Below are 18,137 nucleotides of genomic sequence, written 5' to 3'. Positions count from 1 at the left end.
GCGCGGCGCGCGCCGCGCCTCAGATGAGCCGCAGGTAGATCAGCTCGCGCTTCACGTATGCGTAGAAAATCGGCGCGGCGATCACGCCGGGCACGCCGAACGCGGCCTCCATCACGAGCATCGCGAGCAGCAGCTCCCACGCGCGCGATTCGATCTGGCCGCCGATGATCTTCGCGTTCAGGAAGTATTCGAGCTTGTGGATCACGATGAGGAACACGAGCGACGCGATCGCGGTGCCCATGCTGACCGACAGCGACACCGCGACGATCAGCGTGTTCGAGATCAGATTGCCGACGACGGGCAACAGGCCCGCGATGAACGTGACGAGCACGAGCGTCTTCGACAGCGGCAGCCGCTGATGGAAGAGCGGCAGCGCGACGAGCAGGTAGAGCGCGGTGAAGAACGCGTTGAGCGCCGAGATCTTGATCTGCGCGAACACGATCCGGCGGAACGCGTCGGAGAAGCGCGAGATCCGCGTGACGAGTGCGGTCGATAGCGGCTGGCGCAGCTTGTGGCGATCGACGCCGATCGCGATCATCGCGCCGATGATCATCCCGAACAGCACGTGCCCGAAGCCGCGCGCGACGCTCTTGCCGCCTTGCTGCAACTGATCCATGTGCTTGCTCATCAGGCCCGTCGCCTTCGCGCGCATCTGCTCGGCGTCGACGGGCAGCAGGTTCGATATCCACTCGGGCGTGCGGGTGCGCGCCTGGTCGACGATCTGCATCACCTGGCCGAGCAGGTTCTGCGCGTTCGGCACCGCGTGCTCGAAGTGCTCGATGACCGCGATCGTGAGGCCCGCGAGGCCGCCGACGATCGCGGCGGACAGCAGCACGACCGCGAGCCAGCGCGCGCGCTGGCTCGACATGTGGCGCTCGATCGCGGGCGCGATCATGTGGACGAGCTGATAGACGAGGAGGCCGGCGAGGAGGCCGCCGAGCAGCTTCAGGTGCAGGACGAGCCACAGGCCGAGGAGGGCGAGGAAGTAGCTGCCGATCTCGATTGCCGAAAGCTTCGGCAGGCTGAAATCGCTCGTCAGCCGGACGCTGCGCAAGTGCGGTTCCCGCGTTTGCGGCTCGCGCGTCGGCTCAGATTGCTTCTCCATGACTATCCCTGTATTCGGAGGCTACTCGGCGCGCTTGTGGCCGCAAGCGGGCGTAACCTTGTATCGCCGCGAGTATAGCAACGATTATCGACCTGAATATTAGGATCTTGTAAGGAGGAATTTGGCGTCGCGCGCCCGGAGCGGCCGCCGGCGTTCGCCCGGACGGCCGCATCCCGCTTACTTCTGGCGCTTGAGGAGCGGCGCGAGGTACTTGCCCGTGAAGCTCGCCTTCGTTTTCGCGACCTGCTCGGGCGTGCCCTGCGCGATGATCCGGCCGCCGCCCGCGCCGCCTTCCGGCCCGAGGTCGATCACCCAGTCGGCCGTCTTGATCACGTCGAGGTTGTGCTCGATGATCACGACCGTGTTGCCCTGGTCGCGCAGCCGGTGGATCACCTCGAGCAGGAGCGCGATGTCGTGGAAGTGCAGGCCGGTCGTCGGCTCGTCGAGAATGTAGAGCGTGCGGCCCGTGTCGCGCTTGGAGAGCTCCAGCGACAGCTTCACGCGCTGCGCCTCGCCGCCCGACAGAGTCGTCGCCGACTGGCCGAGCCGGATGTAGCCGAGGCCGACGTCGAGCAGCGTCTTCAGCTTGCGCGCGACGACGGGCACCGCGTTGAAGAACTCGTGCGCGTGCTCGACCGTCATGTCGAGCACTTCGCTGATGTTCTTGCCCTTGTACTGCACTTCGAGCGTCTCGCGGTTGTAGCGCTTGCCGTGGCACACGTCGCACGGCACGTAGACGTCCGGCAGGAAGTGCATCTCGACCTTCAGCACGCCGTCGCCCTGGCACGACTCGCAGCGGCCGCCCTTCACGTTGAACGAGAAGCGGCCCGGATCGTAGCCGCGCTCCTTCGACGCGGGCACGCCCGCGAACAGCTCGCGGATCGGCGTGAACAGGCCCGTGTAGGTGGCCGGGTTCGAGCGCGGCGTGCGGCCGATCGGCGATTGATCGACGTTGATCACCTTGTCGAAGTGCTCGAGGCCCTCGACCGACTCGTGCGGCGCGGGTTCCGTCGCCGAGCCGTACAGGTGGCGCGCGACCGCGTTGTACAGCGTGTCGTTGATGAGCGTCGACTTGCCGGAGCCCGACACGCCGGTGATGCAGGTCAACAGGCCGACCGGCAGATCGAGATCGACGTTCTTCAGGTTGTTGCCGTGCGCGTCGGCGATGCGCAGCATCCGCTGCGCATCGGGCGAGATCCGCTCGTCCGGATATTCGATCGTGCGCTTGCCGACGAGATACTGGCCCGTGAGCGAATCGCCGTTCGCCTGGACCTGCTTCGGCGTGCCTTCGGCGACGACCTTGCCGCCGTGCTCGCCCGCGCCGGGGCCCATGTCGACGACGTAGTCGGCCGTGCGGATCATGTCCTCGTCGTGCTCGACGACGATCACCGAGTTGCCGAGGTCGCGCAGGTGCTTGAGCGTCGCGATCAGGCGATCGTTGTCGCGCTGGTGCAGGCCGATCGACGGCTCGTCGAGCACGTACATCACGCCCGTGAGGCCCGAGCCGATCTGCGACGCGAGCCGGATGCGCTGCGCCTCGCCGCCCGACAGCGTCTCGGCGCTGCGCTCGAGCGACAGGTAATCGAGGCCGACGTTGTTCAGGAACGTGAGCCGCGCGACGATTTCCTTGATCACCTTGTCGGCGATCTCGCGCTTCGCGCCGTCGAGCGTCAAGCCGTCGAAGTAGCCGAGCGCGTCGCGCAGCGGCCAACTGCTCACTTCGTAGATCGCGCGCGCGTAGTCGCCCTGGCCGACGCGCACGAAGCGCGCCTCGCGGCGCAGGCGCGTGCCGTCGCACGACGGGCACGGCTGGTTGTTCTGGTACTTCGCGAGCTCCTCGCGCACGGCGGCCGAATCGGTCTCGCGGTAGCGGCGCTCGAGGTTCGGGATGATCCCCTCGAACACGTGCTCGCGGATCGTCGTGCGGCCGCGCTCGTTGATGTACGAGAACGGGATCGTCTGCTTGCCGGAGCCGTACAGCAGGATCTTCCTGATCTTCTCGGGCAGGTCCTCGAACGCGGTGTCGATGTCGAAATCGTAGAACGCCGCGAGGCTTTGCAGCATCTGGAAGTAGAACTGGTTGCGGCGGTCCCAGCCCTTCACCGCGCCCGCGGCGAGCGACAGCGACGGGTGCGCGACGACCCGCTTCGGATCGAAGAACGTGATCTGGCCGAGGCCGTCGCATTCCGGGCACGCGCCCATCGGGTTGTTGAACGAGAAGAGGCGCGGCTCGAGCTCCTGCAGCGAGTACGAGCACACCGGGCACGCGAACTTCGAGCTGAACAGGTGCTCGTGGTCCGTATCCATCTCGAGCGCGATCGCGCGGCCGTCGGCGAGCCGCAGCGCGGTCTCGAACGATTCGGCGAGCCGCTGTTTCATGTCCGGGCGCACCTTCAGGCGATCGACGACGACGTCGATCGTGTGCTTGTCGTTCTTCTTGAGCTTCGGCAGCGAATCGACTTCGTAGATCTTCGCGACGCCTTCGTTCGCCGCGCCGCCGCCCGAGCGCACGCGAAAGCGCACGAAGCCCTGCGCCTGCATCTCGTCGAACAGCTCCGCGTGCTCGCCCTTGCGGTTCGCGACGACGGGCGCGAGGATCATCAGCCTGGTTTCCTCGGGCAGCGCGAGCGCCGCGTCGACCATCTGCGACACGCTCTGCGCCTCGAGCGGAATTTCGTGGTCCGGACAGTACGGCGTGCCGACGCGTGCGTACAAAAGCCGCAGGTAGTCGTGGATTTCGGTGACGGTGCCGACCGTCGAGCGCGGATTGTGCGACGTCGCCTTCTGCTCGATCGAGATCGCGGGCGACAGGCCCTCGATCAGGTCGACGTCGGGCTTCTCCATCAACTGCAGGAACTGGCGCGCGTACGCCGACAGGCTTTCGACGTAGCGCCGCTGCCCTTCGGCGTACAGCGTGTCGAACGCGAGCGACGATTTGCCCGAGCCGGAGAGGCCGGTGATCACGATCAGCTTGTGCCGCGGAAGGTCGAGATTGACGTTCTTCAGGTTGTGGGTGCGCGCCCCACGGATACGAATTTGTTCCATGAACCCGGCGGAAGACGAGAGAACCAAACCTGCTACTATAACGACTTTTCGAGTCCGTCGTTTCAGGCTCCCAACCAATTCCCGCGCCCTCCGGCAGCGGGCTTTCGCGACGCCCGGGCCGCAGCGGGGCGGCGCGCGGCGGCAGGCGGCCGGCCCCGGATCTTCCGCCGTCCGGCAGCGGGCGGACCACCGATTCAATCGAACACACGCCCGATGTCCAATCCGTCCGCTACCTCCACTCGCATGAGCGCGCCCGAGTTGCGCGCGACCACGTCGCTCGCGGCGATCTTTGCGCTGCGCATGCTCGGTCTCTTCATGATCATGCCGGTGTTCTCCGTCTACGCGAAGACGATTCCCGGCGGCGAGAACGTCGTGCTCGTCGGCGTCGCGCTCGGCGCTTACGGCGTCACGCAATCGCTCCTTTACATCTTTTACGGCTGGGCGTCGGACAAGTTCGGGCGCAAGCCGGTGATCGCGGCGGGCCTTTTGATCTTCGCGCTCGGCAGCTTCGTCGCGGCGTTCGCGCACGACATCACGTGGATCATCGTCGGCCGGGTCATTCAAGGAATGGGGGCGGTATCGTCGGCGGTGCTCGCGTTCATCGCCGATCTGACGTCCGAGCACAACCGGACCAAGGCGATGGCGATGGTGGGCGGCTCGATCGGCATGTCGTTCGCGGTCGCGATCGTCGGCGCGCCGATCGTGTTCCACTGGGTCGGGATGAGCGGGCTCTTCGCGATCGTCGGCGCGCTGTCGGTTGTCGCGATCGGCGTCGTGCTGTGGGTCGTGCCGGATGCGCCGCGACCCGTGCACGTGCCCGCGCCGTTCGCCGAGGTGCTGCGCAACGTCGAGCTGCTGCGCCTGAACTTCGGCGTGCTCGTGCTGCACGCGACGCAGACCGCGCTCTTCCTCGTCGTGCCGCGCCTGCTCGTCGACGGCGGGCTGCCCGTCGCGTCGCACTGGCAGGTCTATCTGCCGGTGATGGGGCTCGCGTTCGTGATGATGGTGCCGGCCATCATCGTCGCGGAAAAACAGGGCAAGATGAAGCCCGTGCTATTGGGCGGAATTGCGGCTATCCTGATCGGTCAACTGTTGCTCGGCGTGGCAACGCATACGATATTGATTGTCGCGGCAATCCTGTTCGTCTACTTCCTGGGCTTCAACATTCTGGAGGCGTCGCAGCCGTCGCTCGTGTCGAAGCTCGCGCCCGGTTCGCGCAAGGGCGCGGCCACGGGCGTCTACAACACGACGCAGTCGATCGGGCTTGCGCTCGGCGGCGTCGTGGGCGGCGTGCTGCTGAAGCACGGCGGCGCGAACGCGGTGTTTTTCGCGTGTTCGGCGCTGGTAGCCGTGTGGCTTATAATCGCGGCCGGCATGAAACAGCCGCCGCGCAAAGCCTGACACGCGAACGCCCTTCGAAGCGCGCGGCGTGCTCCGGTCCGGCACACGCCGGGCCGATGAAGCCGTGAACGGTTTTGCCGCGCTGTTTGGCATCGAATCAACTGGAGAAACACATGGCATCCGTCAACAAGGTCATTCTCGTCGGCAACCTCGGCGCCGATCCCGAAGTGCGTTATCTGCCAAGCGGCGACGCGGTGGCGAACATCCGCCTTGCGACGACCGACCGCTACAAGGACAAGGCGTCCGGCGAATTCAAGGAAATGACCGAATGGCACCGCGTCGCGTTCTTCGGACGCCTCGCGGAGATCGTCAGCGAGTATCTGAAGAAGGGCTCGTCGGTGTACATCGAAGGCCGGATCCGCACGCGCAAGTGGCAAGGCCAGGACGGCCAGGACCGCTACTCGACCGAAATCGTCGCCGACCAGATGCAGATGCTCGGCGGCCGCGGCGGCTCGGGCGGCGGCGGTGACGACGGCTACGGCGGCGGTTACGGCGGCGGCCGCGATACGGAGCGCGGCGGCGGCGGTGGCCGCGCGTCGGGCGGCGGCGGCACGGGTGCGCGCAGCGGCGGTGGCGGTGGTGGCGGCGGCGCGAGCCGGCCGAGCGCGCCGGCGGGCGGCGGGTTCGACGAGATGGATGACGATATTCCCTTTTGAGGTCTCGTTAACCAAACGCTGTAAAGCTCAACCCTGCCTTTTGGCGGGGTTTTTCTTTTTGTATTTCAGTTTCAGGGCGTCGTTCGACCCGCAACCTCGACCGGCGGGCCGCTCAGGGCGGGCGTTGTCGCGAAGAAATCGTCAACATCGCCTGCGCTGAATCGCGAGGGCTCGGCTGATGAAGATCGTGGAACCCGTCACGGATTGGCGCGGCATCGGTTGCCCTGTTGCACGCGGGATGGACAACCGGCAATGCGCTTCCGATCACCCGCGGGTTTTCGCCGTTGCTCTCGGCAGCGAGCGGCGCCGCGCGATTATCAGCATGCAGATGCTGACCGACGCCACGATGTTGACGACCGGATAAAACGCGACCGCGACAGTCCACTTTTCCAGGGCCATCACCGCCAGCGCATATTTGACGACACACAATGCGAAATAGGTGAGGCTTTCGCTCCACGGGGCCCGGGTAGTCTTGCGGATCGTCGGGCCGAGGCCGGCAAGCTCGATGAGCGTCACGAGGCAGATCGAAACCGTCGGGTCTTTGGCCAATACCCAAATCGGAATAGCCGAGCAGGCGGCGGCAAGAAAAAACCAATCCGATTGCGTCCAGTTTTTGTCGCCGCGAAAAATGCTGGCCACGAGGGTAAGAAAACATGTGGCGGCAATTGCCGCCGTACACCACGCGGACGGGCCGGCGCCCGCAACGAATTGCCCGGCGGCGGCAATGGCCGTTACGATCGACCAGATCAGCCACGTGAAAAGATGGGGGCGAATTTCACGCCTGTATATCGCGAGCCCATACGGAATGGCCGCTAGAAGAGAGACGGCTGAACCGGCGACTCCAAATATCGAAACGGCATTCTGATCGACGCTCAAGTGAATAACCTCGTTCGCTCGAAACATATTGGAGCCGATGCCGAAGTATTCATATCATGCGGCCGCGGTTGCCCGTCTCGCGGTGATCGGCCTGCCGAAGAACATCACGCTTGGGCTTGGGCGGGATACGGACGGGACGGGCTTGCGGGACGCCCGACCACGGATGGAGCGGGTCCCCGCGCGCCACGTCGTTCCGGTCCGCGTTGTTCGAATATGGGCGACACGAACTCGGCAGCGCCTCAAAGCCCCGGAATTCACGCCTTGCCGATGGCGGCCGCGCCGAACACTTCGTCGAAAAGCGCGAGCATCATCGTCCACGCCCGCTTGTCTGCGGCGGGACTGTAGCCGTAGCCGGGTTTGTTCCACCGGTCCGCGTCCGGATTCGTGTAAGCGTGCCCGATTCCGCCGAAGAGATGAAGCTGCCAGTCCACCCGCTTTCCCTGCATTTCCGCGGCGAACGCGGCCTGATCCTCCGCCGGCACATCGGGGTCCTGGTCGCCGATCATCATCAGGACCTTGGCGTGGAGCGGCTGATCCTGGCTGCCTGCCGGACGCATCAAACCAGGATGGAAGCCGACCGCGCATCGAATCGGGGCCCCGCCACGCGCGAGTTCGAGAGCGCTGATGCCGCCCTGGCAAAAGCCGATTGCCGCGACCCTCTCCCGATCCACTCCGGGCTGTTCCGTCAGGACCCCGAGCGCAGCGTTTGCGCGGGCGTACATGAGTCCCGGCGCGGACATCAATGCGATATGCCGTCTGATCGCCTCCGGCATCGAAAATCCCTCGGCGCCATACATATCGAGGCCGAACGCGGCATAGCCGAGTTCGGCCAGGCGTCTCGTTCTTGCCCGTACATGGTCGTTGATTCCGAAAGCCTCGTGTGCGATCAAAATGGCGGGCTTCTTCGTGTTTGGCGCGCCGTCGGCGAAGTACCCCGTCAGCTTGGTCCCTTCACATTCGTAGGCTATCGAGCGTATTTCCATTGTCGGAATTCCTTGCGCGGTAGTAAGGGGGCCTCGCTCGTCCGAGCGGTCTCCCGGGATTTCATGAGCGGAGCGTCGTGGGCGATCATGCTGCCGATTGGATCGCGGGCGGCGTCGCGAAGTATGCCTCACCCAGTGTCCGATCCGCCTGCCCGAATGAGGTCGTTCGCATCCAGCGCTCATGTCGTGCGCGCGGCCAGCGAGCATCCGCCGCGGCTCGCGGGACCGATGGGCGTGCTGGTGTTCCGGCGGGATGGCCGGTGACGTCGCGGGAGCGTTCGGCCGAGCGGACGGGTAATGGTCGATGGTCGGGCCGGTTGGCCGGCGGCCCGAGGCGGTGGCGGCGAGCCGATCGATGCGGGAAGGGGCCGCCGTCGCGCGACAGCGACGCCCGTTCGCCCCTTCAGTCGAACGCGCCCGCTTCGAGATCCTGCTTGAAGTGCCGAAGCCAATCGCTCGCGTCGCCGAGCGGGTATTCCTTCGTCACGTGCGTCGAGCGCCGGGTGATCGTGACGAAGCCCATTTGCCCAATGTTCTCGTCGCTCTTCGGGTCCGTCGTGTCCGTTTCGCGAAGCGCGAAGTCGTTGCCCGACAGGCCGCGGCTGTGCAGCGCCGCGAGATAGGCGTGGTGCTCGCTCGTTTCGATCAGTCGCATGGTCTTCCTCCCGTGCGTTCGACGCTCTACGTTCGATGGGTGCGCGCCGGCAGCGGCCGACGATCGATGTTCGCCGACTCGCATGGCGGCGCGCCGTGCGTCATGTCATGGCCCGATGACTTCGCGAAGCGGGAAAAGCCGTTATCGACGCAAGCCCTTCATGCTTTCCGCTTCCATTGCCGCTCGCCATTCCTCGCGCGCCTCGATGGGGTCCATCTCGTCATCCACCGACGACATCGCGCGTTCGGCAACGGCCCGCGTCTCGTCCGACAGGAAATCGGATTCGTTGGAGTCGTCCTCCGGCGGCAGCATCATGTCGCGAATCATCGCTTCCAATTCCGGCGTATCCCACGGTTGACCGCGCTGCGCGCGAACCTTGATGTAATGCATTACTTCAGCGTTCTGCTCGGGCGTCAACGGCAAGCCGCGGAAGGTGCTTTCAGGGTCGGGAGGAATCATGGTGTGTTCTCCGGCGTAGGCAACCTTAGTTTAGCGCTGTGGGGCGGTCCGGGGGATAGGGGAGCTTGATGATTGTCGGAGGTGGGTATCGGAAATCGTGGCCGCGGGTGGCTTCTTCTCGTGTTCTTTCTTGGCGGAGCAGCCGATGGGTTTTGTGGAGGCCGTGTTTAGTGTGAATGCAAGACTGTGACCGATCCAAAGCAGCCATTCGCTGTCCACTCGATCCAATGCGGAGACGTCGCTCGCACGGCGTCGATGCCGAGTCGAGACGCGCAGGTTGGCGTGCGTATTGTCGGGCGGCAATTGCCGACTCCCGATCGTTCCGCGCTCATTGTCGAATGGACGATCCGCGCGGATACGGACGGACGTAGCCGAAGCATATTCGGGCGGCCGCTCCCGCCGATTGCCGCCATCAAGCCGCAAATTCCTCGAACGCCGTCAGCGCATGCGCCGCATACATCATCGATGGCCCGCCGCCCATATAAACCGCCGTCGCGAGCAGATCCTCGAATTCCTCGCGCGTCGTGCCGAGCTTCACGAGCGTCTGCACGTGAAACCCGATGCAATCGTCGCAGCGCGACGCGATCGCGATGCCGAGCGCGACGAGTTCGCGCGTTTTCTTCCCGAGCGCGCCTTCTTTCGTTCCCGCCGCCGCGAGCGCGCCGAACGCCGACATCAGACCCGGTTGCGTCTTGCGCAGCGCGCGCATTTGCGTCGCGACTTCGCCGGTCAATTCCCGATAGCTTCGTGGCAGAGCCATGATGTTTCTCCGATCGCACGTGATGAGCGAGGCGATGCCGATAGCTCGCATCCGCGAATCCGGTTCTATTCCGGCTCGAATCCATTCGAATCCGGCTCGATGCGCAATCGCGCGGGGCGACCGAAACCGCGGACCTCATTCGTCCGGGTTCGAGCGCTCGCATCGATGCGGGAATTTCGTCTGATCTATCCGGCGAGACTGCGCAAACCTGCGCAAGATCGGATCGCATCACCGGATCGCACTCGACATCGAGCATAAGAAAGCTCGCCCGCGACGATTTGATCTGCCGCAATCAGTCGCGTGCATTCGATCGGCATCCGAACGGATCGGGTCGCTCGCCATCCGGCGGCCCAAGCGGCGAAGCGAAACCAGGAGCGCACGCCGTCATCCACGCGCCGCAGCGCATCGCGTCGCCGCCCGCCCCAAAACAGAACCCGGCGGCCCGACCGGACCACCGGGTTTCTCGTTTGCGCGCTTGTTGTTCTGTCGATCCCGTCGCATTCGATCGGGAATGCTTGCGTTATCGCGAAACGACTCCAAGGTGCTACCGAACGCATTTTTATTCCGGCCGGACGATACGCTGTCCGCCGGGCGCCGTTTCGAATCGACGGCGCACGATTTGCCGAAGCCGATGTCCGTCGCGCGCGCTCCGCTTGCCGCCGCCGCGGATCGCCGCGGCGGCCGGTTCGCAGTCAGCCGGCCCTCGTTCGACGGGTCACAGGCTGAGCGTGCCGCTCTTGCTCGTGCCTCCTATGATCGGCGCGCAGACGGTCAGCTTGTAGTCAAGCTTTCCACCCGGCACGTCGAGCGTCAGATCGACTTCGGCTTTCAACTTGCCGACCGAGCCCCCGCACTTGCCGCTCGGATGCGCGGCGTTCACCGTGCAGCCGCCAACCAACTGCCGCGAGATGTGCAGCTCGGCCGTCGCGGAAGGAGGCTCCGCACTGGTGCGGAACTCCACCGTGACCGGGCCGATCGTCACCGCTTGGCAAGACACGGCGAAAATGCTGCCGTCGAGCTGGTCGGCCCGAATGTGCGTGAGCAGCTCCTGGTTCATGTTTTGTTCCCTGTTGTCGTCGTCAGGAAATCGAAGCGCAAGGGCGGCGCTCGTCCACTCACTCGGCGTCGAGCGTCGCCTCGGCCGCCTGCACGGCTTCGTGGCGAAACAGCCCGACCTTGACGGGAATGATTCCGTTCGCACCGCGAATGAAGATCTCCTTGTGATACCGGCTTTCGAACGAGCAAGCCGGCGTCCGGTACTTCTTCACCGTCGGCGACGGGCGCCCCGCAATGCCCACGACCTCGAGCAGCACCCCGCCGATGAAACCGGGATCGTGCGCGAGATGGATGTTGCCCACGTGAAGCGGCGCCTCGCCTTCCGCGACAATGTGCAGGAATCCCGGCACGTGCGGGCTCAACGCCGTATACGTGGCCGTTGCGCTCGCGATCGAGACGAGGACCTGGCGTGGCTGGATGATGTCCGACGAACTCATGTTGGTCTCCGCGCGCTGCTGGGCGCAGCGTCATCAGTCGAAAGAAGCGTCGTTGGCGGCATGCGGCGGTGCCGGTGAAACGAACGGTATGGCGGCGGCGGGGCGAAATCCATTACAGGCGATTACGGGCGGTGTGCGGCGTGCGGCGGATCGCGGACGGCGGCTATTCTTTGGCGTCGAGCCAGGCGGCGCACGCCGCGGCTTCGGACCGATTCGAAATCGCTTTCGCTGTCTCGCGCCGTAACGCAGTCGGATATATCGACGCGCAACCTCCGCTTTGGATTGCCAAATTCATTGACTGTGACAGTCGACAATGAATTCGATTTGACCGGCGCATTCAGCCGTTTGGCATCGGGATCGAAACGCATTTAAATATGACGACGCACGACTTCCATTCTTATCTCGATATTCGAGCGCGGCATTCACGAGCTGCGAATGTAATCGGAAATCGATAAAAAAAAGACCCGGCGATCCATTTCCGGATGCCGGGCGCTTTCGTTCGCTTGTTGTTGTCTGACGATTTTCTGGTTTCGACGGAATTCGTCTTCAGTTGTCGTGCAAACGATTCGGAGTGCGGTGGGGCTGCGTCGGCCGGCTCCGATTCGGCCGGCGCGCCGCGTTCACGCGGCGTCGAGCGCCTGCAGGAACGCGTCGGCTTCTTCGTGCGGGATCTGCCTGACCTCGACGACCTCGGTCTTGTTGCTGCCGTGCACGACGATCGTCGGGTGGAATACGCCCTGGAACGTATGTCGCACCCTGTACGGCTGCGTGCCGCTCGACAGCGGTCCTGTCCAGCCCATCACGTCGATCTTCAGTCCGCCGACGAAGCGCGGATCGCGTACCAGTTGAATGCCAGTCGTGAAGCGCGGCGCGTTGCCGTCGACCTCGACGATGAGGGCGCCGGGTACGCGCAGGCCCAGCCACACGTAGGTGGCGGTCGCTTTTTCGAACGGCTCGGGTCCATAGAATCCCATGGCGGTCTCCAAACGCTAGATATCCGTAACATTTTCGGAATATTGAATCGTGACCGGCATACGGATGTACCGGTGAAACAAAAACTAGGCGAGACGATCGCCAAAATCCATTACACCCAATTACGTCTTGTCGGCGATGCGGCGCTTGCCTATGATTCAACAGAATCTGATATTCGACCGTCAATCATTCACATAAAACACGCACGACGTCCTTTGGAGGTGCCGCCGGACGTCGTGCATTTTTTACGCGGGTCGACGAAATGGCGCTATTGGAAAACGGTTTTTCCGGGGAAGCCGGTTTGCTGCGCGCACGCCACGTATTGGGTCGCGATCCGCAGCGCTGCGACACGGTCATCGCCGATCCGTATGTGTCGCGCATTCACGCGAGCATCTGCTGGACGGCGGGGCGGTGGGAACTGCACGATCACGGCCGCAACGGCACGTTCGTGTCCGGGCGATTCGTCGGCGAAGGCGAATGGGTGGTGCTGCGCGACGGCGATCTGATCCAGTTCGGCAGCGCCAGCTCGGTTCGCTGGCGCGCGCGCGAGCTGGGCGAGCCCGTCGACATGCTGTGGCCGCTGCGCTCGCCCGCGCAGCCGATCGCGCTCGATCGCGCGCAGGCGCTGCCGGGCGCCGCGCTCACCGTCAGCCGCTCCGCGCAGGGCGACTGGCTCTGCAACGACACGACACCCGCGCGCGTGCTGCACGACGGCGATGCGGTGATCTGCGGCGAATTCGCGTGGCAACTGGTGCTCGCGCATCGCAACGTGACGGCCGCGCTGCCGCGTGCGACGCAGATCGCGACGCTGCCGCAGCGCGTCGACTTCACGGTGAGCCGCGACGAGGAGCACGTGACGGCGACGCTGCACGCGCGCGGCGGCGCGGTCGATCTCGGCGCGCGCGCCCATCACTATTGCCTCGTGACGCTCGCCCGCGCGCGCTTCGCCGACGCGCAAGCGGGCTACGACGCGGCGTCGCAAGGCTGGATCGAGCTCGACGTGCTCGCGCGGATGCTCGGCCTCGACGAATCGCACGTCAACGTGCAGATTCACCGCGCCCGCACGCAGTTCCTGCCGCTCCTGTCTCCGGGCTCTCCCGAACTCGTCGAGCGCCGCCGGGGCAGCGTGCGTTTCGGCGCGCTCGCATTTCGCGTCGTGCGCGGCGACCGGCTCGAATGCCAGTCAGCCGAGGCCGACGCTTCAGCGCCGCTGCCCGATCCGCTCGTGCGTGGCGCGGTGGCGTTCGTCTCGCCCGCCGCGCTCGGCTGAGCGGCGCTACATGTCTGCTCCCGTTCTGGCTGAACGCGCGCGCGCCGGCAATCGCCGTTCGCCGCGCGCGCTTGCGCCGCTGCTGCCCGGCGACGGCGACGAACTGCAAGGCGAGCATCGTTACCGGCTCGGCGCCGTGCTCGGCGAAGGCGGCGCGGGCCGCGTGCACGAAGCGATCCGGCTCGACACGTCGCAGCGCGTCGCGATCAAGCTGCTGCGCGAGGACGCGCCGAGCGGCGCGCGCGAGCGCACCCGGCTGCGCGCGCGCTTTCGCCGCGAGATGGCGCTGTGCGCGCGGCTGTCGCATCCGCACGTCGTCGCGCTGCTCGACAGCGGAGAGACGCCGGACGGCCTGCTGTTCGCCGTGTTCGAGCACGTCGCGGGCCGCACGTTGCGCGCGCTGCTCGCGGCCGACGGCGCGCTGCCCGCCGAGACGACGGGCACGCTGATGGCGCAGGTGCTCGACGGTCTTGCGCACGCGCATGCGAACGGCGTCGTGCATCGCGACCTGAAGCCGCAGAACGTGATGGTGACGACGCTCGACGGCGAGCCGTGCGCGAAGATCCTCGACTTCGGGATCGGCGCGCTGCTGCCCGATGCGCACGCGGCCGACGAGCTGACGCTCACCGCGACGGCCGAGGTGCTCGGCTCGCCGCAGTATTGCGCGCCGGAGCAGTTGCGCGGCGAGCCGCCGACGGCGAAGAGCGATTTCTACGCGTGGGGCCTGATGGTGATCGAGTGCCTGACCGGGCACCCGGTGATGCAGGGCGCGAGCATCGCGGACGTCCTGTATCAGCATCTGAGCCCCGTCGACGTCGCGCTGCCGCCCGCGATCGCCGCGCACCCGCTCGGCGACGTGCTGCGCGATGCGCTGAACAAGGACCCCCGGCAGCGCGCGGAATCCGCGCAGGCGCTCGCGGGCCGGTTTCGCGCGATCCACTTTCCGGCGCTCGTCGGCGGCCTGCGCTACGGGCGGCGCGCGCAGGCGGAGCCGGGCGCCGCGTATCGCGAGCCGGGCAGGACGATCGCGCTCGACGCGCCCGTCGGGCGCCGGCAGGTCACGGCGCTTTGCTGCCGCGTCGCGATCGTCGCGACCGGCGCGCAGCCGGACGACGCGGCGGCGGCCGAGGAAGCGCTCGACGCCTACCATGCGCAGTGGCTCACGCGCTGCTCGGACATCGCGGTGCGCTACGGCGGCCACGTCGCGGGCGCGCTCGGCGACACGCTGCTGTTCTACTTCGGCTACCCGGAAGGCATCGATCGTCCCGCGCAGCGCGCGTGTCGCGCGGCGCTCGAAATGACGCGGCATGCGGGGCCGCCGACGGGCGTGCCGCGCTCGTCCGCCTACGACAACGACGACGACGACGGCGCGCGTGCGCCCGCGCCCGCGCCCGCGTGGCGGATCGAGATCGCGGGCGCGATCCACGTCGGCACCGCGCTCGCGAACGCGCGCGGCGCGTCTGGCGGCGCGATCGCGAGCGCGGCGGTCGGCCTGCAGCGCATCGCGCCGCCGGGCGGCATTCTGCTGAGCGACGAGGCGGCGCGCGCGCTCGAGCGCCACGTCGACGCCGCGGCGACGCCGCTCGTGTTCGCCGCGCCCGGCGCCGCGCCGCAGCCGGTGCGCGAGCTGCTCGGCGAGCGCTACGAGCGCGGGCCGTTCGAATCGCTCGAGCTTGGCGACGCGGCGCCCATCGTTGGCCGCGACCGCGAGCAGGCGGCGCTCGCGCGCGCGTGGCGCGATGCGATGCGCGCGGCGGCGGGCGGCACGCGCGGGCGGCGGCGCGCGACGCTCATCGTCGGCGAGCCGGGCATCGGCAAGTCGCGGCTCGTGCATGCGCTGCGCGAGATGGTGCGCGCGCAGCGCGGCGCGTGCGCGGCGTGCGTGTGCCTGCCCGAGCAGACGAACCATGCGCTCTTTCCGATCCTGCGCTTCGTGCGCGCGCACTGGCAGCTCGACGCGGGCGATCCGCACGCGCTCGACCGGATGCTCGAAGCGTTCGACGGCGATCGCGCGTCCGCGCGCGCGACGCTCGCCGCGTGGCTCGGCCTGCCGGGCGGCGCGGATACGCTGCGCTGGTCGGGCGCGCGGCAGCAGCAGGCGCTCTTCGACGTGCTGTGCCAACTGCTCGGCTCGCTCGGCGGCGGTGGCCCGGTGCTGCTGATCGTCGACGACGTGCAATGGTGCGACAGCGCGACGGGTGATTTTCTCGACGCGCTCGCGCGTCATCCGGCGTGCGCGGCGGTGTGCGCCGTGCTGACGTCGCGGCCGGAGCAGCTCGAGCGCTGGCGGCGCGGCACCGAGCGGCTGATGCTGCGCCGCCTGCCGGCCGCCGCGACGCGCAATCTGATCGTGTCGCTGATGCCCGACGCGGGCGCGGACCGCGCGGCGCTCGACTTCCTCGTGAAGCGCACGGGCGGCGTGCCGCTGTATGTCGAGGAAACGATCCGCGCGCTCGCCGAGGGCGGCGTCGTGCCGACGGCGAGCGGACGTCTGCCGGATCTCGCGGAAGCGGGGCGCTGCCCGCTGCCGGGCAGCCTGCGCGAGACGCTCGAGCTTGCGCTCGAACGCGCGGACGACGCGCTCGACACCGTGCAGCTCGCCGCGACGATCGGCCTCGAAGTCGACGCGCGGCTGCTCGCCGATGCGTCGCCGCACGCGGGCGCGGAACTCGACGACCGGTTGCGGCGGCTGCTCGAAGGCCGCGTGCTGTACGCGCAGCACCGGATCGGCGGCGCGACGTACGTGTTCCGCCACGCATTGCTGCGCGAGGCCGCGTACGAATCGATGCCGGCCGCGATGCGCCGCGAGCACCACCGGCGCGTCGCGCACGCGCTGCTCGCGCGCGCCGCGGCCGGCGATCCGGCGGCGCGCTCGGCGAACATCGCCGACCATTTCGCGCGCGCGCACGCGTTCGCCGACGCGGTGCCGCACGGCATCGAGGCCGCGCGCCACGCGCTCGCTCGCGCGCTGCACGACGACGCGATCCGCTACGCGAGCGCGGTGCGCGGCTGGCTGCTGCATTGCGACTATCCGGGGCAGCAGGAGGACGCCGTCTCGATCGACCTGACGCTCGCGCACGCGCAGATGGCGCGCGACGGCTGGGGCGATCCGCGCGTGCGCGAGCATACCGACCGCGTGCTGGCGCGCGTCGGCGAGCTGAGCGACGCGAAGGCGGCCGCGAGCGCGTTGTGGACGGTCGCGGTGTATCACCACGTCGCCGGCGATCGCGAGGCGGTGCGCCGTATCGGCGCGCAACTGTCGGCGCTCGCGCGCGCGTCGGCGCGCGCCGATCTCGGCGTCGCGGCCGATACGCTGCGCGGCATGGCGCTCTGGATCGACGGCCACTACACGCCCGCGCTCGACGCGTTCGACGCGGCGCTCGCCGCGTACGACCCGCGCCGCGACGGCGATCATCGGCGCACGTTCGGCCTCGATACGCGCGCGTGGGCGCTGTCCGCGCGCGCGTGCGTGCTGTGGGGCATCGACGACGACGTCCCGCGCACGCTCGCGCTCGCGCACGACGCGGTTGAACTCGCGACCTGCAGCGATCATCTGCCGACGATCGGCCTGACGATGATGTATCTCGCGCGAATGCAGCAATGCGCGGGCGACCGCGACGGCGCGCGCACGACGTCGGACGCGGTGCTGCGGCTGTCGCGCTGCTACGGGCTCAACGCGGTCGAGCGCTACGCGGCCGTCCTGCATGCGTGGTGCGACGGCGATCGCGACGCGGCGCGCGCGAACGTCGACGCGCTGCGCGTGTCGGGATGCCTGCTCGGTCTCACGTATTACGTGTCGGTCGTCGCCGACATCGAAGCCGATCGCGGCGACGCGCGCGCCGCGATCGCGACGCTCGACGAATGTCTCGCGCTCGCCGAATCGATGGACGAGCGCCATTACGTCGCGGAGCTGCTGCTCAAGAAGGCGCGCTGCGTGCGCGACGCGCACGGCCGCCGCGCGGCCGACGAGGTCGATGCGTTGTGCGCGCGGGCCGCCGCCGTCGCGCGGCAGAGCGGCATGGCTCGAATCGTGAAGAAAGCGCAGGCGGAGCTGCGCGAGCTGCAACGAGGACTCCGATCAACCACTGGAGAAGAGCAATGACAGACCGAAGCCCCAGTATTCCGACGTATGACCAGTTTCTCGAGTACCGCGCGGTGATCGTGCAGGCGATCGCGGCGGCGTGGCACGATCCCCAGTTTCGCAAGGATCTGATCGCGCATCCGGTCGACGCGCTGTACAAGCGTTTCGACTACCGGTTCCCGATGAAGATGCATCTGAAGGTGCACGACGACAGCGCGACGTGGACGCCGCTCACGAACGGCGGGTGGACGACGAAGGAGGTCAACGGCCTCGATCTCGTGCTGCCGCCGGCGCCGCCGCCGGAGCAGCGCGCGGCCGCGCTCGCCGCGTACAACGCGAGGCACATCAGTCTGTTTGGACCGGACCGCAAGGAGATCTGAC

16 protein-coding genes are annotated in these 18,137 nt (G+C 67.2%); 5 read left to right on the top strand and 11 right to left on the bottom strand.

Annotated elements, in window-relative coordinates:
* Nucleotides 1-19: 19 nt before the first annotated feature.
* On the bottom strand, nucleotides 20-1,105 hold the full coding sequence (locus tag WT16_RS06085) for an AI-2E family transporter (RefSeq protein ID WP_063532898.1): 1,086 nt from the start codon (nucleotides 1,103-1,105) through the stop codon (nucleotides 20-22).
* Between the two features lie 177 nt (nucleotides 1,106-1,282).
* Nucleotides 1,283-4,150 carry an excinuclease ABC subunit UvrA gene (uvrA, locus tag WT16_RS06080; RefSeq protein WP_015600126.1) on the bottom strand — a complete coding sequence of 956 codons (2,868 nt, stop codon included), beginning with the start codon at nucleotides 4,148-4,150 and terminating at the stop codon, nucleotides 1,283-1,285.
* 213 nt (nucleotides 4,151-4,363) lie between these two features.
* On the opposite strand from uvrA, the gene WT16_RS06075 reads away from it, so the two are divergent.
* Both WT16_RS06075 and WT16_RS06070 read left to right on the top strand, forming a co-directional pair.
* Nucleotides 4,364-5,551: an MFS transporter gene (locus WT16_RS06075; protein WP_043281995.1), complete on the top strand. Its 1,188-nt coding sequence runs from the start codon at nucleotides 4,364-4,366 to the stop codon at nucleotides 5,549-5,551.
* Between the two features lie 113 nt (nucleotides 5,552-5,664).
* Nucleotides 5,665-6,207 carry a single-stranded DNA-binding protein gene (locus WT16_RS06070; protein WP_063532897.1) on the top strand — a complete coding sequence of 181 codons (543 nt, stop codon included), beginning with the start codon at nucleotides 5,665-5,667 and terminating at the stop codon, nucleotides 6,205-6,207.
* A gap of 264 nt (nucleotides 6,208-6,471) precedes the next feature.
* On the opposite strand, the gene WT16_RS06065 is transcribed toward WT16_RS06070, so the two are convergent.
* The 9 genes from WT16_RS06065 to WT16_RS06030 all read right to left on the bottom strand — a co-directional run bounded on the left by WT16_RS06065 (nucleotide 6,472) and on the right by WT16_RS06030 (nucleotide 12,407).
* A complete protein-coding gene (locus WT16_RS06065; RefSeq protein WP_010676320.1) occupies nucleotides 6,472-7,083 on the bottom strand; it encodes a hypothetical protein in 612 nt (203 codons plus the stop codon).
* A 254-nt stretch (nucleotides 7,084-7,337) separates the two neighbouring features.
* Nucleotides 7,338-8,066 (bottom strand): dienelactone hydrolase family protein, encoded by a 729-nt coding sequence (locus tag WT16_RS06060; RefSeq protein WP_063532896.1) that lies wholly within the window; start codon nucleotides 8,064-8,066, stop codon nucleotides 7,338-7,340.
* 403 nt (nucleotides 8,067-8,469) lie between these two features.
* Nucleotides 8,470-8,721: a hypothetical protein gene (locus tag WT16_RS06055; protein WP_006024513.1), complete on the bottom strand. Its 252-nt coding sequence runs from the start codon at nucleotides 8,719-8,721 to the stop codon at nucleotides 8,470-8,472.
* Between the two features lie 141 nt (nucleotides 8,722-8,862).
* A complete protein-coding gene (locus WT16_RS06050; RefSeq protein WP_010676321.1) occupies nucleotides 8,863-9,180 on the bottom strand; it encodes a hypothetical protein in 318 nt (105 codons plus the stop codon).
* A gap of 412 nt (nucleotides 9,181-9,592) precedes the next feature.
* Nucleotides 9,593-9,940, bottom strand: a complete 348-nt coding sequence (locus WT16_RS06045) for a carboxymuconolactone decarboxylase family protein (protein ID WP_015601447.1) — start codon at nucleotides 9,938-9,940, stop codon at nucleotides 9,593-9,595.
* 715 nt (nucleotides 9,941-10,655) lie between these two features.
* Nucleotides 10,656-10,997, bottom strand: a complete 342-nt coding sequence (locus WT16_RS06040; protein WP_006024517.1) for a hypothetical protein — start codon at nucleotides 10,995-10,997, stop codon at nucleotides 10,656-10,658.
* 58 nt (nucleotides 10,998-11,055) lie between these two features.
* Nucleotides 11,056-11,433, bottom strand: coding sequence for a hypothetical protein (locus WT16_RS06035; RefSeq protein WP_006024518.1), 378 nt, complete (start codon nucleotides 11,431-11,433; stop codon nucleotides 11,056-11,058).
* Nucleotides 11,434-11,855: 422 nt separating this feature from the next.
* Complete coding sequence (locus WT16_RS35540) at nucleotides 11,856-12,035, bottom strand: hypothetical protein (RefSeq protein WP_075645041.1); 180 nt, start codon at nucleotides 12,033-12,035, stop codon at nucleotides 11,856-11,858.
* A gap of 18 nt (nucleotides 12,036-12,053) precedes the next feature.
* Nucleotides 12,054-12,407 carry a hypothetical protein gene (locus WT16_RS06030; protein WP_006024519.1) on the bottom strand — a complete coding sequence of 118 codons (354 nt, stop codon included), beginning with the start codon at nucleotides 12,405-12,407 and terminating at the stop codon, nucleotides 12,054-12,056.
* A 269-nt stretch (nucleotides 12,408-12,676) separates the two neighbouring features.
* On the opposite strand from WT16_RS06030, the gene WT16_RS06025 reads away from it, so the two are divergent.
* From WT16_RS06025 to WT16_RS06015, 3 genes are read left to right on the top strand one after another with little or no spacing between them, the layout of a single operon-like run.
* Entirely contained in the window at nucleotides 12,677-13,675 is a 999-nt protein-coding gene (locus WT16_RS06025) for an FHA domain-containing protein (RefSeq protein WP_015600851.1), read from the top strand.
* A 10-nt stretch (nucleotides 13,676-13,685) separates the two neighbouring features.
* Nucleotides 13,686-17,777 carry a TOMM system kinase/cyclase fusion protein gene (locus WT16_RS06020; protein WP_063532895.1) on the top strand — a complete coding sequence of 1,364 codons (4,092 nt, stop codon included), beginning with the start codon at nucleotides 13,686-13,688 and terminating at the stop codon, nucleotides 17,775-17,777.
* Complete coding sequence (locus WT16_RS06015; protein WP_015601332.1) at nucleotides 17,774-18,136, top strand: BMA_0021/BMA_0022 family TOMM bacteriocin; 363 nt, start codon at nucleotides 17,774-17,776, stop codon at nucleotides 18,134-18,136. Before WT16_RS06020 ends, WT16_RS06015 begins: the two co-directional genes overlap by 4 nt.
* Nucleotide 18,137: the final 1 nt, after the last annotated feature.

It is taken from the genome of Burkholderia sp. MSMB1589WGS (genome assembly GCF_001636105.1).
GTDB classification, from domain to species: domain Bacteria; phylum Pseudomonadota; class Gammaproteobacteria; order Burkholderiales; family Burkholderiaceae; genus Burkholderia; species Burkholderia humptydooensis.
Note: the sequence above shows the minus strand (reverse complement) of the source record. Positions and strands in the feature narration are given on the sequence as shown.

What these genes read in the sequence shown, in the direction of transcription:
- WT16_RS06085 (WP_063532898.1), bottom strand. Translation starts at nt 1,105, where the DNA reads ATGGAGAAGCAATCTGAGCCGACGCGCGAGCCGCAAACGCGGGAACCG.
- uvrA (WP_015600126.1), bottom strand. Translation starts at nt 4,150, where the DNA reads ATGGAACAAATTCGTATCCGTGGGGCGCGCACCCACAACCTGAAGAAC.
- WT16_RS06075 (WP_043281995.1), top strand. Translation starts at nt 4,364, where the DNA reads ATGTCCAATCCGTCCGCTACCTCCACTCGCATGAGCGCGCCCGAGTTG.
- WT16_RS06070 (WP_063532897.1), top strand. Translation starts at nt 5,665, where the DNA reads ATGGCATCCGTCAACAAGGTCATTCTCGTCGGCAACCTCGGCGCCGAT.
- WT16_RS06060 (WP_063532896.1), bottom strand. Translation starts at nt 8,066, where the DNA reads ATGGAAATACGCTCGATAGCCTACGAATGTGAAGGGACCAAGCTGACG.
- WT16_RS06055 (WP_006024513.1), bottom strand. Translation starts at nt 8,721, where the DNA reads ATGCGACTGATCGAAACGAGCGAGCACCACGCCTATCTCGCGGCGCTG.
- WT16_RS06050 (WP_010676321.1), bottom strand. Translation starts at nt 9,180, where the DNA reads ATGATTCCTCCCGACCCTGAAAGCACCTTCCGCGGCTTGCCGTTGACG.
- WT16_RS06045 (WP_015601447.1), bottom strand. Translation starts at nt 9,940, where the DNA reads ATGGCTCTGCCACGAAGCTATCGGGAATTGACCGGCGAAGTCGCGACG.
- WT16_RS06040 (WP_006024517.1), bottom strand. Translation starts at nt 10,997, where the DNA reads ATGAACCAGGAGCTGCTCACGCACATTCGGGCCGACCAGCTCGACGGC.
- WT16_RS06035 (WP_006024518.1), bottom strand. Translation starts at nt 11,433, where the DNA reads ATGAGTTCGTCGGACATCATCCAGCCACGCCAGGTCCTCGTCTCGATC.
- WT16_RS06030 (WP_006024519.1), bottom strand. Translation starts at nt 12,407, where the DNA reads ATGGGATTCTATGGACCCGAGCCGTTCGAAAAAGCGACCGCCACCTAC.
- WT16_RS06020 (WP_063532895.1), top strand. Translation starts at nt 13,686, where the DNA reads ATGTCTGCTCCCGTTCTGGCTGAACGCGCGCGCGCCGGCAATCGCCGT.
- WT16_RS06015 (WP_015601332.1), top strand. Translation starts at nt 17,774, where the DNA reads ATGACAGACCGAAGCCCCAGTATTCCGACGTATGACCAGTTTCTCGAG.